Source organism: Qipengyuania oceanensis, from assembly GCF_009827535.1.
Taxonomy (GTDB): Bacteria; Pseudomonadota; Alphaproteobacteria; order Sphingomonadales; family Sphingomonadaceae; genus Qipengyuania_C; species Qipengyuania_C oceanensis.
In genome coordinates this window covers 46,663-62,267 of the sequence record NZ_WTYN01000003.1, presented here as the reverse complement: position 1 = coordinate 62,267, position 15,605 = coordinate 46,663, and the positions used below count along the sequence as shown (strand labels likewise).

Genomic DNA, 15,605 nt, shown 5'->3' with positions numbered 1-15,605 from the left:
TGAGCCTTGCAGATCGAGGGCGCTGCGATGAACTTCCTCAACTTCGAGAATTCAAATCCGGACCAACATATCTATCGGATCATGCCGGAGGACTATGTGCTTGACCTGTTTGCAAGCCGGCGCAACGTCTTAAGCCGGATTCACAACTGGAAGGACAAGTTCGAAAATTTCCAGCTGAAGCTCGGCGGCGTGTTGGATGGTGAAGCGTTCAACTATGCTTTCGCCGAAGATTTTGTGGGTCAATGCTGGACGCGCGATGCCTATTCGGAAGCGATGTGGGGCATCTATGCCAACGATCCCGCCAAGCGTTATCTACGCATCCGCTCGACGCCGAGGAAGCTGCTCTGCGCGCTGGTCAATGCGCATCCCCAAGCGGCCCAAGATCGCTGTTTCATAGGAAGGGTCGAATACCGGTCGGAGGCGAAACTCGAAGCATGGCTCCATCGCGATGGGCGTCTGCCATTGTTGGGCGTGGAGTTCGCGCGTTCGCTGCTGATGAAGCGCCATGCCTTTCGCCACGAACGCGAAGTTCGCCTGCTCTATTTCGGCGATGTGAAGGACCAGGACAAGGGCGGTCTATATCGTTTTCAGGTAGATCCCCACGCCATGATTACCCAAATCATGGCTGATCCCAACCGAGATCGCCGCGAATGGACAGCCGACAAGAAGGCTATTGCCGAAGCAACAGGTTTCAGGGGCGCCATTAAGCGATCAAAGATCTATGACCCGCCCGAATGGCAGGCGCCGGTTTATCGATCGCCGCAATCCGAGCTCTGATCTAAGCCTTCTCATCTGCCGAAAGCCGCATTCGTAAATCGCGTGAACAAACGGCAGTTTTCAGAGAGGGATCGCCCGAATGTCTGCTTTCCCGAGTCCGGTTCCTTAGACCGGACGGACAGCTTACGGCCCCAAGTGCGGTCGTGGCATTAGAGTTCGTCCTGCAGAATCATGCGCTGGCCTTCGTCAGCACTCCGCAGCCAGCAACCTAAGATGCACGAGGTGATCGGCAGATAACTTCATTGCATCGAATTACCGATCTGAGCACTCGCTGATAACTGCGCACAATCACGGTTGAATGGAAACGGCGGGATTTTCAAGGTTCATCACCCGCTTCCGTCTACCCATTGCAAATGCGCTGCGCGCATTTGGAGGACGATGGTTCTTGGAATTCTTGGAGGATTTTTTTGGAGCTTGCGGCATCGCATTCCATCCCACGCTTCCGATAAGACGAGTTAGATCAACGGGCCGAAACTTCCTGTAATAGCCCTTTCTTTTTTTCGGGAGCGGATCTCGCCCAGCGGCTTTTGCACGCTTTCGCGCGGTTGGCCCTAACGAACGTGAGATGATCATCCTGCGATGGGCAATGGGCCCTTGGGGGGCGTGATCTATGTGGAAGTGCTTCGCGAATGGTGCATCGATGCCTTTCGCAAGATAGGCAGCAGCTCTGGGACCGTATCGAACCCGTTGCATTCGAACGGAACTCGGAGGTGCAACACCAAATTCCCTATGGAATTGTCGCCGTAAGAAATACATTAGGCGGCCGCACTTCCTGAAAGGCCAACGAAGCATCCAGTGCAAATGGAGCGGGCCATGATGCCTTCGCCCTGAATTGTTCGCTGTTGGCGGGTTTTCGAATACCGCAATTGCGTCGAATGGCGAAAACTTCCTGTTTTCCTTCACCATCGTGTTCCAACGTCGCCTTGTATTCTCCCAGAACTTTTTGCGGAAAACGTCATAAGGTTTTTCGCCGGACCTGCTGACCTTAGGGAATTTCATGGTAATGAAAACATTGAGCGGCCTTCGTGCGGCATAGGCATACCGCTCTGCATGAAGGATTGCGCGGGCGCTTTCTGGGCGCAGGCATGTCCCTTTCCGCATACGACTAATGAAGGGGGTCATATCGGATTTCCGCATCGGGATTCTGATGCCTCTAATTCCTTACTAAATCCTTTTATTGCATAGGGTTATTACAGAACCGTCGGTACTACGCCCCCGGTGCAGGATTCCCCTTCGGGGAGGGAGGCGACACGGGAGCGATTTCAGAGTAAAGTTTGGGACGAGTGTGGATATAAAAAAGGGGCGCGGATCACCGCGCCTCTTTCCGTCAAACAGTCGAACCACACCCTTTCGCTTTTTGCAGCTTTGTCCAAGCCACATAGCCTGCCAAAACGCTTCTGCGGATGCGTGGGGGGCAGGCTGCGATCACCCAGAACAACCACGTGGCTTGCGCCTCGGTATGGAGGCGACCGATACGCTGAATTGCTGTCGGGTTCGGTCCATGGATCGAAATTCCGCCGACCCGTGCTGCGTGAACCAGTTGATCGTGCGGGATCACCGCGTGGATGTTCCGTCTGAGCCCGCATCGGGGAATGTACCTCGAGTAGGAGGAAGAATAAGGCAATGGTGCCAGTTTATGACGCCGTGAAAACGATGGTGCGGCAATGTGGATCAATGCCATTGTCTCCGGCGTGAAGAGCGTTTCGATGTGGCTGCGCATACGCTCAGGATCGTAGCCGGCGCCGTAGCCGTGCGCATATGAGGCAACCTCCGCCTCATCACGCCAGCGACGGGTGACGATGAATGCCCCGAACCCGAATGGTGCTGGCCGGTCGAGAGCCAGCGGCGGGGGCAAAATGGAAAGCGCGACCATGCGTTCGGGGAAGCGCGAATAATTTCGATATCGCATCTGAGAACATCCTGGAAATGCGCAGCGGGCGGTTCCTTTTCGAGAACCGCCCGCTACTGATTGGATTAAGATTGAATGCTCGCGTTCAGCCCAGGTCGATTGTCTCGTCGGCGAACCGCAACCGCAGGATATGCTCGGTGAACGCCTGTGCTCCGTGCTTGCTCGCAAGCGCCGTCCACGCTTCCCACCGGTCGATCCGGTGAACCAGCCAGGCGAACAGGCGATCGCGCGCGTACTGGTCGGGAAAAGTCATGGTCCAGAGCACGCGGCCGAGCGGGATATTCGGCCCTTCGGGCGCACCGATGAGCTTGATCCCCCATTCCCTTCCGATCTGTTCCCGGATGAACCGGCCCGGCAGATTTTCGGCGAAGGCCGCGTTAACCTTGAACGCGCGTTTGCGCTCTTCCTGGGTATCGCCGCCATCGAACCCACGCCACGGTGCGACCGTGGGAAGGCCAATTGGAATGGGCGCTGCCTCGGCACCGCGCGTGCTGGCCAGCGCAACGAGGATGGCTCTTCCCTCCGGGGTGAGATCGCCGGCCAAGCCTTCGGCGAGCTTGTGACCTTCGAGCCACGACGCGTAATGGCGTTCGCCATCCCAGGCACCGCCGAACAGATCGTTGATCCGCTCCTCGATGTGTACGACGCGTCTATCGATCGCAGCGAGGACGGCGAGCAGGAACTCAGTCGTGGCGGTGAACTCCCAGTTGGAGCCCCGCGCCATGCCAAGGCGACCGCACCAGATGTATTCGCGCAGACACGACCACCGCCGCCCATGCTCGTCGATAAGGTGCGGATAGCCGTCCGGATCCGCGATGCACCAATAGCCGAACGGCAGGTTCGGATTGCGGCGCTTCTCATAAGGAATCTCGTGCTGATCCATGATCAGCGCCCTCCCGGCTTGCCGAGCCTTGGCGGCGGCGGTGCCAGCACGGGGTCGGCTTTGGCGATGCTGCTGTCATCGATCGCTTTCAGCTGCCGGGCGAGCTGCACGGTTTCCGAGTACATGTAGTCGATGCTGCGGTAGATCTCGCCCTCCTCGCGCGCGAGAATCGGCTTGCCCCCCGACGGAACCAAGTCGCCGCGCTTGTCCGCAGCAAAACCGAACCACCACGCATTGTCTTCTGTCTGATCCTCAGCCTGTGGGGCATTGGCCCTGCTATGGACGTGGCACACGCGCACGGCCTCGTCCTCGTACCGCGAGCAGGCTTCGGCGTAATCGATTCCCCCATGCGGCGTGAGGCCGATTGCCGCCGGGACGGCATCCTCGCGGTAGCCGTAAAGCGGATGATCAGGAGGAACCGCGACGAACCCGCCCCAGACACCCGATGCCTGGCGCAGCAGAATGCAGTCGAGACCTGTCTCAGCGTCGTTCCAGGCAACCTTGTCGAACTTTTCATCGTTCCACGGCCCGGACCCTCGCGGCTGGCGCTTCTTGATAATGTAGAGTTGTTCGGGCCTCACCTCATGATCGCCGATGGCGATGCGCTCGGGCAGGCGAGCGAGGTTGGTGTTCTTGGCGGTCGCGACAGCGCGGCTGGCGGTGGTTTTCTTCTTGGGCATTTTGTGTTTCCTTCAGGCATAAAAAATGCCGCGCATCCTCGGTGGACGAGCGGCTCGGGTACGGTCTGCTTGCGGCAGACCCTTCGCGGCACGGTGCTATGTCTCGAGGCCCGTGCCTGCCTCCTGTTGGCATTTCCTAAGTCATCTTTTCCTCCTCTCTTTCAGATCGCTTTTTCCCGTCATGGTTCTGACGAGTACTCAATCGGTTACGCGGCGGCTCGGTAGACAGTACCGCGTAGGCCGCTTTCGGCCTTCTTACCTCCTGCCCAGGGTGCAAAGGACCGACGGATGAATTCGCTGTTCGGCAGGGCCGCGCCTGCGGCGTCCGCGATAGCCACCAGCGTATCGGGCTGATGGCATTCGATCTGGCGGTGCGCGGCCAGGTGCCGGACTGTCAGAACGGCCGTGGTGAGGACATCAGCGGGCACCTGGTCACGCACCGTTGCCCAATTGCCCGCTTCGCAATGCTTGCCGATGTCTTCCGATGGTGTCGGCTTGGATGGAACACCGACCGCGGCCGCCAGCTCGGGTAGATGCACACTGGATGCCTGAACGCAGCTAGCCCGGCACAGATCGAGCCGCTCCCTCGCGTGCGGAGATCCGTCGATCAGCTGGTGGGGCAACACCAGCCCATGGGTCGCCGCTGCACGGCGCAGGACGGCAAGGTCGCGAGCCTCCCCTCCCCACGTAGTCGCGACCGCACCGGGATCCTGCTCGAGCGCGTCGAACAACGCCGTGACCATGTCACGCTCGTCCGCATTCTCGGCAGTCAGGACGAACGGTCCTGCGATCGCCGGAACAGCTCCATCGGCGACGAACTCCAGCGTCATCCAGCTGACCGCTGCGACCTGATGGAACGGCCAACGGATCGACAGCTCGGCGTCCTTTCCTTCGGACTTCGTGTAACCTTTGTGACGCGAGCGATCGAAAACAAATTCCAGATCGAAGATCAACCAGCGGCGCGCTGTATCAAAACGGCCGTCACGCTTGCGCGCTAGGAACATCTGCGCTTCGTGCTCGAGCTTGCGAGACAGGCGCTCGAGTTCGCCGCCCAGCGGTACGATATTGGTCATGATGTATTTCCTTGTTGCGCACCGGTGCCAACCGAGAAGTGCACCGGCGCATTTGCGTCGAATTGTGAATGAAGAAACGGCCGCGTTCAGCGATGCCGCTCGCGCGCCGTCACCGTGCGCGTGGTCATCGTTGGAAGACCGTTGCGATAGCCCCATGCTTGTTCGTGCTCGACCTTCTGCGGCGGCAGTTCGATCTGCCAGAACGGGCCGTCGGGATTCCATCGATAGCCGCGCGCTTTCAGCATCTCTTTCTTTGAGTACGGCGCGCGTTCGGCCTGCACGATGGCCGAGGGCGTGTCGGCAGCGTCGATGAGGCGCGCTAGGTGGGTGCGGACCGGACCTCCACCGGGATCGCGTTGGCGGTGGCGTAGCAGCCAGAACAGCGCCCAGACATCCGCGGCCGCGCGATGCGCGTCCGAAAACCATCCGGCATGCGCGAGAAGCGCGGATTGCGAGCGGCCGTCGAAGCCCAACTTCAGCCAATCGATTTCGCTGCACGAGCAGGCCCAGGCTTTGCCCGCCAGATCGGGATAACGGCGCTCTATGAATTTCGAGTCGAAGCTCGAATTGTGAGCGACTATCAGGTCAGCGCGATCGAGCAAACCGCGCGCGAAAGTATCGTTGATCTTCTGGCCCATCAGATGCTGTGCGCCGAGGCCAGTGATGAGGCTGATCCTGGGATCGAGTTCACGGCCTGGATCCTGCAGCCAGCTGAACGGTCCGAAGTGGCCTATGAGCTCGCTACCATCGTCGACGAAGCAGAGCATGATTGCGAGCTCAATGATGACGTCGTGCTCTGCTGAAAGACCCGACGTTTCGGTATCGACAATGGCGACGCAACGACCATCGGGCACAGGTCCCATGTGGGGCATCGATGGATAGGGTTTTGGGACGCGCCGCAGCACGCGATAATCGTCGCTGCGTTGAAGCTCATCCGCCAACGCTTCGGCGTCTGGTGACAGGTGGTCGGTGTTGATCATTCCTATTCTCCGGTTTCGTCGAAACCGGCGAGGCGCGGGACGCGCTTTCCGCATCCCTTTTCCTTTCGCCCTGCCGGCTTCAACCGGCAGGTCTCTCTTCAGTCAAATATTCCACCTTATTAGACGGATCTGCGTTCCGGCTTCTAAGGCTTTTGAGTTCAAGATAGTTGGAAACGGATTTATCGACCGTTCCTATCGTGCACCGCCGTACCGATGTGCCGGAACCTTTGTTTTCGCGCATACCGCTTCATCCGCTTCGGCGAACGGATCGAGGCCCATGGGAATTGCGCAAAAACGGTCGCAGTGACCGAACGCGTTTTGGACAACGCTTCGCGCTCATCTCGGCTTAGCGGTGAGGCGATCAGCTTGCGGAACTCGCCTGCGGCATCATTACGAAGCGACGTTAAAGTCCTGCCGTCTCTTGCTTCAGCACCAATCGGCACGCTCGCCGCGCCATGCTTGATTGCCGTTCGGTTGAGTTCATACGCAATGTAGCTCGCTATATCCGCGTCTTGGCTCCGGTGGGCTTGCCGCCAAGCCGCAAGTCCGGGGTGAACATCGAGGTTCAATGCGAACCGGTTCGGCGCCACCTTCGCGAGAAGTATTGTAGCTTGGAAGCGGGGATCGTCTCGTTGTCGACGATAGAATTCGGTTGCCCAGCCGTCGGTCTTTCTGACCGCAAACAATTCTCCCTTTTCGATCGTGACGCGACCAGATTGCACGGCCGAAGCAATCCAGCGGCGCTCATGCATTTGGATCGCAGCCAGCGCTTTCAGATGCTTCTGGATTTCGGGCAGCATCAGCCAGCGTTTCGGCGCGGTGAAGACCGTCGTTAGCACCTTATCGTCAAGAAAACGGTATCCTTTGTAGCATTCCTGCGAGGAAGCCAGCATCAGCCTGTTGGGATCAATGCTTTCAAGCTTCCTGCGAGCGCGAATGGATTCATTCGGGGGCGGGTTAGGGCCGCGGACATCTGCGGCACTCTCGTTGTCTTGTTGCAGCCAAGACATTTCGTAGGCAGGAAAGTGGCTCTCGACCCGATGCCGCCGCTCTCGACTGTCGCGCTGCACGAGGTAGCGCAGAGCGCTTAATTTTCGTTGTCTGTTTTTGCGCAGCGCGTGCGCTGCTTTGTCCGGGTTTTCGTCAATACCAGAGTCGCTCTGACTGCGGTTGACTTCTTGACGAGGCTCGGGCTGCGTCTCAAGACTTGGCTCGCTAATCCGCCCTCTTGATTGCTCTGATGCCGTCCTACGTTGAATTCTCTCGGCTTCGCCTTGGTGTGATCGATCAAGCGGAATATCCAGTTCTACGGCCAGTTTTATCAGTCGTTTCCGTTCCCTCCGGGAGCCCTCGATCCGAATGGTGCCGAACTTTTTCTGGGCGAGCAGCAGCGCATCGATCCTGTGCTGTTTTGAGCTGGAATGAACCGCTACGAAATTGCGGGTTTCCGTGAACGCCAGAACCTCGCCGTCATAAAATTCCCGGACGCCGTTGAGGCGCATAGGATTATACTTGTCCAGCCATGCTGGTTGATCATCGACTACGCTGCTGCTGGCTCCCCATAGCAAGCCATCAATCGGTTTCGTTCTTTTGCGTCCACGCGTCGCGCCTCGTTCCTGCTTGATGGCGCGCTTGATCCCCTCGATGAAGTCGCGTTCGTATTTGCGATACTTGGCGCTTTGATCATTTAGAGGATCGTCATCTTGGTCCAGCGATAGACCAAGCTGTTTACGCTTTTTGGCGGCGCGCGCTTTTTGAGTAGCCCGGGCTGACAATCCATCGCGACCATGTCGTGCAGCAATTTCCGCAGTCAGCGTCGCAAGCCGTTTTTCTTCGGCTCTCTGTAGCTCTCGTTCGCGATCGCGGGCGTCGGCGTCTGCAGGAGGCTCACCGACATAACCCAGCGTTTGAAATGGCCTGAACCAGATATCCTTGGGCGGCTCCTGATATTCGGTCTGATTGAAACGATTGACGAGCTTCTTGTAGCCGGCTCCGATCGCGCTCGCCTTCACCCGCACCTTACTAGAAATATCGGCATCGACCGGAACGAAATAGCCACCGACAATCTTCCCCGCGGCTTCGTAAGGTTCGTAACGGAGGCCTACGCGGGCGAGACCACGGTGATACCCCTCCCAATCTCGAGCGCTTTCCCGCGCCGCTTTCGCAAGAATTTTGACTGAGGTTTCCGCCGGAACAGGTTTCCCCTCTTCGAGTCCATCCGGCGTGCGAAATTCATCTTCGATCTTGTGCTGTAGGCCAGGGACGCGAAGCATTCGCGAGGCATTTAGAATCCGCCCGTTCTCGTCGGCGACTTTGATACCGGACAAGGTGTGGTAGACCCCTGTTTCATCGGCCACGTACCGCCTGTTTGGTTCACACGGCAGCATGTCGTCGCGTTCGCACAGAGCCGACGCGATATGAAGGGCCTCGATTTCGAAGCCCTGCCCCCATTTACTCAGGTTTCTCTGCGTCAGATCATATGCGTTGATAGCAAGGTGAAAATGCGGACGTGCGGTATCTCCATGAAGGCCGTAAAAGCCTGCACAGTTTTCAGCGCCCAAGACACGTAGGAAAGTATCGCGATGACGTTCGGCCATTTCGAGAGATACGGGGCCTTCGCGATAGGACACAACGATGTGCTTGAGGGCCCGCGGTCCATACTGGGCGGTGAGGTACGCAAATGCGAGCGCACGTTGGTCGTAGTCCTCGCCCTCTAGATGCATCGTCCCGCGATCACGGATGCGGTTCTCATCGCCTTTGTCGTTGACGGGATATTTGCCCATCTCACCCAGTTCGTGGAGGCGCGCGAGATCTTCCTCGTCGAGCTTCAACGCGGCGACGTATTTCGCCAATGTCCAGCCGTAATCGCGGACCTTTTGCGCGCCGGCGGCAAGGCTCGCACCGCTCATGAGCTGAGACTTGATCCCGATAAGCTTTGCGATCACGGCTTCGGTCTCGGTCGAGGTTGAATTTCGTGGTTCAGTTTTCGGTTCGGCGCGCCGAGGAAATCCTCGGCCGCAAGATTATTCGCGAGCCCGTGCAATCTTGTGCCGAGATCATGCAACCTTTCGGCTTGTTCGCCGACCGGTCGCAACGCGGTCGCGATATCCTTCGGCATCCCTTCCCAGACCTCGTTCTTACTGATCGCAATTTGTCCGATGCTGTCGATCGTGCGTCCAGCCTTTGCGGCCTGCATTCGTAGCTCATCGCTCGCTTCGATGACCTGTCCTGCAGCCTGATAGAGCGCGCCGATAGCACCGATGGCGGTCACCATATTGGGGGAGGCATAAAATAACTTGTCGCGGACAAATGCGGAGATCGCGTCGCATCCCGCCGCCTGTTCGAGATAGGATTTTTGCGCGCTGGTAAGCGCAATCCTGATTTCATGACGATATGGTCCTTCGCTCGGACCTGGGGAGAGGACCGCCCTTGCCTTTGCGGAAGGCTCTTCCGAATATTCAGGCTTCATCGTGAAACCTTTCCTTCAGACCCGTGCCACGAAGCGCAGCGACACGGCACGGGAAGGAGCACGGAGTGTTCCCATCCTGTAATTTCCAGACACAGAGAACGGGTGTTGGGATCGGATTGGATCAGCATGGCAGATCGATCCCCAAAGCCGCGCAGGCATCGTCGATGTCCTGTGCAAGCGAACTGCTTGATGAAAGAGCTGCCGAAAGCTCCTCCTCGTCAGCCAGCAATGCGTTCGCTTTGAGGCGGAGAACCTCTTCAGGTTCCTCTTGTTCGATAGCGAGCAAGAGGGCCCGCGCTTTCTTCTGAGGCAGGTGTTCGATCATGACGGTACGAATCACGCAGAGCTTGGTTGAAGACCCTCGGTCATCATCCGCTTCGTCCGAAAGGCCTACTTGGTTCGCATAGTCCTCCCACGACATGTTTGCGCTACCACCCAATTCGGCGAGTAGATCGTCAGAACTGTCCAGGCCGGAGCTATGCTCGAACAGATCGTTATCATCGCGAGATTCCCGAAGATTCTTGGTCTCGGGACCGGTCGTGACATTCCCCGATTTAGTGGACTGCGGTTTCTCCGGGGGCAGGACAGCGGCCTGTTCCGCGACCGAGCTCTGATCGTTCGGCGAACTGGTTTCGAGCGAATTCCGCGCCTCAACTTCGACCGGTGGAGTCGCCTCTGTCCGTGCGGGTTGACTGCTTTCATCAGTGACGCTGCCGTCGGCTGGCGGCCCCTTAGCAACTGCCAGGACAGCGTATCCCTCGCGCGCTTTCCAGCGAAACGGATTGCGTATGAGCCATGCTATCCGATCAGCGAGAACTCTGATTTCGGCATCCGAAAGGCCAGAACCCTTAGCGATTTTTCTGGCAAGCGTGATGGCTTTGATTGCCTTGGGACGCTTCGTCCGAGCTCGTGTGGTGGTCTGTCCAGTTCCTGGCCAACCATGCTGGCGCAGCTGCGCGAGGATCGTGGCATCGTAGGGTTTCGTGCGCGCACAGAGCAGCACGGGAGGGTCCGGATCTAGTCCCGGCAGCAGCGTCGGGAGGCTGCTCGTCTGGTGGCGATCGTAAGCCTTACGGCCTGCTTCGTTGTTCGGATACACGTTGTGGCACTCCGTGGGATGATACGAAGTGCCTTTTAGGATGTGGGTGTCGGTCACCCCAAACGTGTTGGCGAAAAAAGCAGAAGGCGGCGCTATGCCGCGTATTTGCCCTCGCCAGTACGGCGCGCCAGACCGACCCCTGTTAGCGCATCCAGAACAGGCCGTACAGTGGCTGCCCGCTTGCCTTTGAAGGCGCGAGCAATGTCCTGCGCCGCAAGGGGTTCGTTCGCCGCAGAAAGAATTGACTGAACCGCGCCGATCTGCCCCGGCAGGTCCTTCGGCCACGCGATAACATTGTCCGGCAACGGCACCTGCGCCTCACCCAGATCAAGTGTTTCGCTGATCGGCGCGCGATAGCCGGGATCCTGGAAATCTGGGCGCAGGTAGCGGATAAGGCCGCGCGATTCCTCGGCGGCGCGTTCGCGGTTGAGCGCGACGAGGCGGGTGAGGATTTCCTCCTCGGGCAAGTCCGCTGCCCAGCCATAGGCTTCGGCAACAGCGCTATCGATTGTGTCGTGATGGCGACGAATGAGGGTAACGAGGCCACGGTCGTGGATGTCGCGCTCGGTGTCTGTCAGCGGAAGATCGGATCGCATCGCCTCGAGCACGTTATATAGCTTGGTCAAGGTAAGATCGTCATGGTCGGCCAGCACACGCTTGCGAACGGCATCGAGTGCCTCGGCCTCGGTGCGGATCGAATTAGCGAGCGATTCGGGGACATCCGCCGGGAATGGGAATGGGTCGAAGCATCGCGATTTGCTGTAACGCGGGTCGTCCCCCATACCCATTCGTGCCCCACTCGCGAGCGCCCACGGGACATGAAAGCGACTGGACAAGACTCCGAGATCGAACGCATCCGAAGAAGCTATTGCCACGATCATATTGTCCGGCACCGTGGCAATCGGAAGAAACTGGAACACCCGGTGCTTGGCGGTTTCGACCGTCGCAATATAGCGTTCGCACCCGCGCAGAGCCTTGCGAATTTCGCTGCGCTGTTCACCGAATAACCACCAATTATCGCGATAGGATGCGCGATTGTTGGTGTCGCGATGCGGTTTCACCTCGTCGAAGATATGCTGCCACACCGCCGGATGCCAGTCGCGCAATTCGGCTTCGCTTAAGCCGTAGGTGTCGATCACCATGACGCCGCGCGGGCGAGCCGTCAGATCCTTGCCGTTGCGGTAATCGAAGATGACCTGCGGCTCGTCGCCGCTACCGGAACGGATGCGCGGCGGCGCATCATCCTCTCCTCTGGCGATGGCCAGCGAACGCGGATCGAGCCGCTGCGCTTGATCGGGCGTGACGATAAAGCCGGAGCCCATTAGCTGTACGCCACGGGACGCAATTCGGGCATTCGCCTTTAGCGGCGCCGCCTTGGTAACGTCGGCACCAACGCGCAGATCGGATCCGATGCGCCCGGATTTCTCTGCGAACAGTATCGTATCAGGCGCATCCCTCTCGTCACTGACCTTGCGCAGCAAGCCTTTGCTTTGCGTCCCCGATGGAACGCCCACAGTCATGGCGATCCGAACCGCCGCGCCGTCCTTCTCGTCCACCCAAGGATGGTTAGGAATAGCATAGGCGATTGTGACGCCTTTCTTGGCATCGAGATGCTTTGCCGTGACCCTACGACTGAAGACCTGTGTGATCGAATTGGTAGTGACGAAGCCGAACCGCCGCGCAGTCCCTGCCCGCACCGCATTGGCCGCGCGATCCCACCAATGCATCACGAAATCGGCGCTTTCCGGAACGTCCGATACCTTGAACAAGGCATCGAAATATCCATCACCCAGCCGATCCCGAACGTCCTTGCCACCGATAAAAGGCGGATTGCCGACGATGAAATCAGCCTTGGGCCATTTCGCGGGTCGGGGATTGGGATAGAGCCAGCTTTCGACCCGTGCCGTCTCGTCTGGCACCGGCTTGCCGGTCACCGGATGGGGCTTCATCGTCTCCCCATCCCAGCGCGAGACGGACCGGTTCTCCTCATCGCGCTCCAGCACTTTCTCGTCGTAGTCGATCAACGCATCGCGGTGCTCGATTGTGCGCAGGCCGGTCAGGATAGGCTCGTTCGGCATGCGCTCCTGCCCGTTAACGCGGAAGTGCCATTGCAGGTAACCGATCCACAGAACGAGCTGCGCAATCTCAACCGCACGCGGGTTGATTTCGAGGCCGAGGAAGTTTTCGGGTGTGATCGTGTGGCCGGTAAGATCGGCTACGTATTGCTTCTCGGCATCGCTGGACGACAGCTCCTCCAGAAGGTCGAGCACCTCGCCTTCGAGTTCCTTCATCCGCGCCATGGCAACGTAGAGAAAGTTGCCCGTTCCGCATGCCGGATCGAGCACTTTAGTGCCAGCCAAACGCGTGTGGAACTGTTCCACCAGCATATGGGCGGCGTCGGTCTTGCCGTCATCGATAAGACTGGCAGCAGCGGTGCGCACACCGTCCCAATCTGTCCGCAAAGGTTCCATGATCGTGGGAGCGATCAGGCGTTCGACATAGGCCCGCGGAGTGTAATGCGCCCCAAGCTTCGCCCGCTCCTTCGGGTTCAACGCACGTTCCAGCAAGGTGCCGAAGATCGCAGGCTCCACTTCCGTCCACTTGTGTTCCGCCGCCTGAATCAGCACCTCCAGTTCGTCCGTCTCCAGGTCGAGCGCGGTTCGATCCTTGAACAGGTATCCATTGAATCGTTTTACGGGGACACCGAGAGCAGGTGCGAATTCACCCTTGTCCATCGCCTGCCAAAGGGCCGACAACTGGGGGGCAAGATGCTGTGGGTGGGCTCTCTGCGCCTTCAGCAAGCCGGTGAAGCTTTCCTCGGGGATCAGCTTGCTGTCTTCGGCGAACATCGTGAAAAGCAGCCGCATCAGGAAGCCACTCACCCGGTCGGGATTGTGATCGCGGGCCTCCAGCCGCTTCGCAACCTTGGCTAATAGATCGGCTATCTGGCGTGTGACGCGCGCCGCCTTGGTGGCAGGGTCGAGGCTAAGCGGATCGGTCCAGATGCAACGCAAACGCTCGCGCACATCCGGATCCCGCAGATCTTCCAGCATGATGCGATAGCGTGCGCGGTCCGGAAACTGCGTGTAGGCCCTTCCCGTGCCTGAGAAGTCCGCCCAGATATCGAGGCAGTAACCGACATCAGTGACGATCAGGAATGGCGGCCAGTTGTGGTCGACCGGGAGAGAGCGGGCATAGCGTTCCGCCTGGCCCTTTGCGGCGATCATCGCGGCTGTCCAGCCGCCCGTTCCGCGCTTGGCAGTACCCCGCTTCATGCGACGTGCCGCTGACTGGCCGAACAGATCGAGGTCCTCTTCGCCTGCTTCCGCAGCGCGCCGGTCCGCGTCCGACCCCTGCTTTGCTTCAAGGATGAACGCCCCCCGGCGATAGCAGTCGATCCGGCCGAAATTCGTCGTGCCATCGCCGTTATCGGCGAAGACGCGGCGTTCGAAAACGTAGTCGTTCTCCGCATCATCCGGCTTGCTGCCATCCGGCGCCGGAACACCGATCAGATCGCAAAGGCCGTTGACGAAACTCTGCGTATTGGCGAGCTCGGACCCCCCGGTATCGCGCCAGGCAGCGATGAATTGTTCAGCCTTTTCGGCGCTTTTGTCCATCACCTACGATTGGCCCTGATAAATGCGTCGTTCAAGCAGATAACACGGAGTGCGGGAGCCCAAATTCTCACCCCAGTCTGGCGAAATTAGCGACCCCTGGCGCTGGCTGGCGCGACTGCTGAATAGGGTTTGCAGACAAGCCACCAAGTGCGCCTGCGGCATCGACAACCTTCGCAATCCTGGCTTCATCGATCCGGTAATAAACTAGCTTAGCGTCTTTCCGGGTCTTTACGAGGCCCGCGTTGCGAAGGACCGCCAACTGCTGTGATAACGTCGGTTGGCCGATATCTGCGGCGTCGTCGATCTCGCCGACATTGCGCTCGGTGCCCGTCAGGGCCTTCATGATGCGAAGACGCACGGGATGCGCGAGCGCCTTCAAGGCATCGACCAGCTCTTCGTCCGTCATTTCCGAGACCCTCGCATGGTTTCCTTCATGAACCAGTCGGTCTGGCCCTTGGCCGAGAAAACAGTGTCCAGCGAGGCGTCGGGCTGAGCCAGTAGGGCTTCTCCGGGCGCCCAGTTTGCAGGGGCCAGGACTGGCCCATTGTCCACCGCCTGGAGAGCATCGAGCGTCCGCAGCATCTCCGGGGTCGAACGTCCAACGTTCGCGGGATAGCAAGTCATCGCGCGGATAACGCCGGCTGAATCGATGAAGAATGTCGTGCGCACCGTTGCGCTGTCGTTGTCGTTCGGCGCCACCATGCCGTAGGCGCGCCCGATCACGAGTGTCGGATCCTCCACGATCGGAAAGCGCACCTCGATGTCGTAGCGATCGCGGATCAGCCGTAGCCAGGCGAAATGCGAGAACAGGCTATCGACGGAAAGCGCCATCAGCGCACAGTCGCGCTGTTCGAACTCGCTGGCCGATTGGGCCAGTGCGACGAACTCGGTCGTGCACACAGGCGTGAAGTCCGCGGGGTGTGAGAAGAGGATCAGCCACCGCCCCCGGTAATCCGAAAGGCGGACATCCCCTGTCGTGCTGCGTGCGGAAAAGGCCGGGGCGAGGTCTCCGATACGCAGTCCAGCGCAAGGCGCCTCTCGTTCGTTATCAGCTTTGGTCATCTCGGTCATCGAGCCCTCATACCACTTGACAACCGAATAGCAACACATATAAACGG

General features: G+C 59.0%; 12 protein-coding genes. 1 reads left to right on the top strand and 11 read right to left on the bottom strand.

What is annotated here, in order from left to right:
* The first annotated feature begins 6 nt into the window (after window positions 1-6).
* Window positions 7-777 (top strand): hypothetical protein, encoded by a 771-nt coding sequence (locus tag GRI48_RS12075; RefSeq protein WP_160676591.1) that lies wholly within the window; start codon window positions 7-9, stop codon window positions 775-777.
* Between the two features lie 1,327 nt (window positions 778-2,104).
* Here the strand turns inward: GRI48_RS12075 and GRI48_RS12070 are convergent.
* The 11 genes from GRI48_RS12070 to GRI48_RS12020 all read right to left on the bottom strand — a co-directional run bounded on the left by GRI48_RS12070 (window position 2,105) and on the right by GRI48_RS12020 (window position 15,549).
* Window positions 2,105-2,650: a hypothetical protein gene (locus GRI48_RS12070; RefSeq protein ID WP_160676588.1), complete on the bottom strand. Its 546-nt coding sequence runs from the start codon at window positions 2,648-2,650 to the stop codon at window positions 2,105-2,107.
* A 121-nt stretch (window positions 2,651-2,771) separates the two neighbouring features.
* Window positions 2,772-3,569 carry a hypothetical protein gene (locus GRI48_RS12065; RefSeq protein ID WP_160676585.1) on the bottom strand — a complete coding sequence of 266 codons (798 nt, stop codon included), beginning with the start codon at window positions 3,567-3,569 and terminating at the stop codon, window positions 2,772-2,774.
* Window positions 3,570-3,571: 2 nt separating this feature from the next.
* On the bottom strand, window positions 3,572-4,249 hold the full coding sequence (locus GRI48_RS12060) for a hypothetical protein (protein WP_160676582.1): 678 nt from the start codon (window positions 4,247-4,249) through the stop codon (window positions 3,572-3,574).
* 206 nt (window positions 4,250-4,455) lie between these two features.
* Window positions 4,456-5,322 carry a hypothetical protein gene (locus GRI48_RS12055; RefSeq protein ID WP_160676579.1) on the bottom strand — a complete coding sequence of 289 codons (867 nt, stop codon included), beginning with the start codon at window positions 5,320-5,322 and terminating at the stop codon, window positions 4,456-4,458.
* An 86-nt stretch (window positions 5,323-5,408) separates the two neighbouring features.
* Entirely contained in the window at window positions 5,409-6,302 is an 894-nt protein-coding gene (locus tag GRI48_RS12050; protein WP_160676576.1) for a 3'-5' exonuclease, read from the bottom strand.
* A 179-nt stretch (window positions 6,303-6,481) separates the two neighbouring features.
* The gene (locus tag GRI48_RS14525; protein ID WP_160676573.1) at window positions 6,482-9,247 is read right to left on the bottom strand and encodes an LPD7 domain-containing protein; all 2,766 of its coding nucleotides are present in this window, start codon (window positions 9,245-9,247) and stop codon (window positions 6,482-6,484) included.
* Window positions 9,244-9,771: a hypothetical protein gene (locus tag GRI48_RS12040; protein ID WP_160676570.1), complete on the bottom strand. Its 528-nt coding sequence runs from the start codon at window positions 9,769-9,771 to the stop codon at window positions 9,244-9,246. The genes GRI48_RS14525 and GRI48_RS12040 overlap by 4 nt, the downstream gene beginning before the upstream one ends.
* Before the next feature lie 121 nt (window positions 9,772-9,892).
* Window positions 9,893-10,927, bottom strand: coding sequence for a hypothetical protein (locus GRI48_RS12035; protein ID WP_160676566.1), 1,035 nt, complete (start codon window positions 10,925-10,927; stop codon window positions 9,893-9,895).
* 35 nt (window positions 10,928-10,962) lie between these two features.
* Window positions 10,963-14,487, bottom strand: a complete 3,525-nt coding sequence (locus GRI48_RS12030; RefSeq protein ID WP_160676563.1) for a class I SAM-dependent DNA methyltransferase — start codon at window positions 14,485-14,487, stop codon at window positions 10,963-10,965.
* A gap of 67 nt (window positions 14,488-14,554) precedes the next feature.
* Window positions 14,555-14,893, bottom strand: coding sequence for an ArsR/SmtB family transcription factor (locus GRI48_RS12025; RefSeq protein ID WP_160676560.1), 339 nt, complete (start codon window positions 14,891-14,893; stop codon window positions 14,555-14,557).
* Window positions 14,890-15,549, bottom strand: coding sequence for a peroxiredoxin (locus tag GRI48_RS12020; RefSeq protein ID WP_160676857.1), 660 nt, complete (start codon window positions 15,547-15,549; stop codon window positions 14,890-14,892). The genes GRI48_RS12025 and GRI48_RS12020 overlap by 4 nt, the downstream gene beginning before the upstream one ends.
* Window positions 15,550-15,605: the final 56 nt, after the last annotated feature.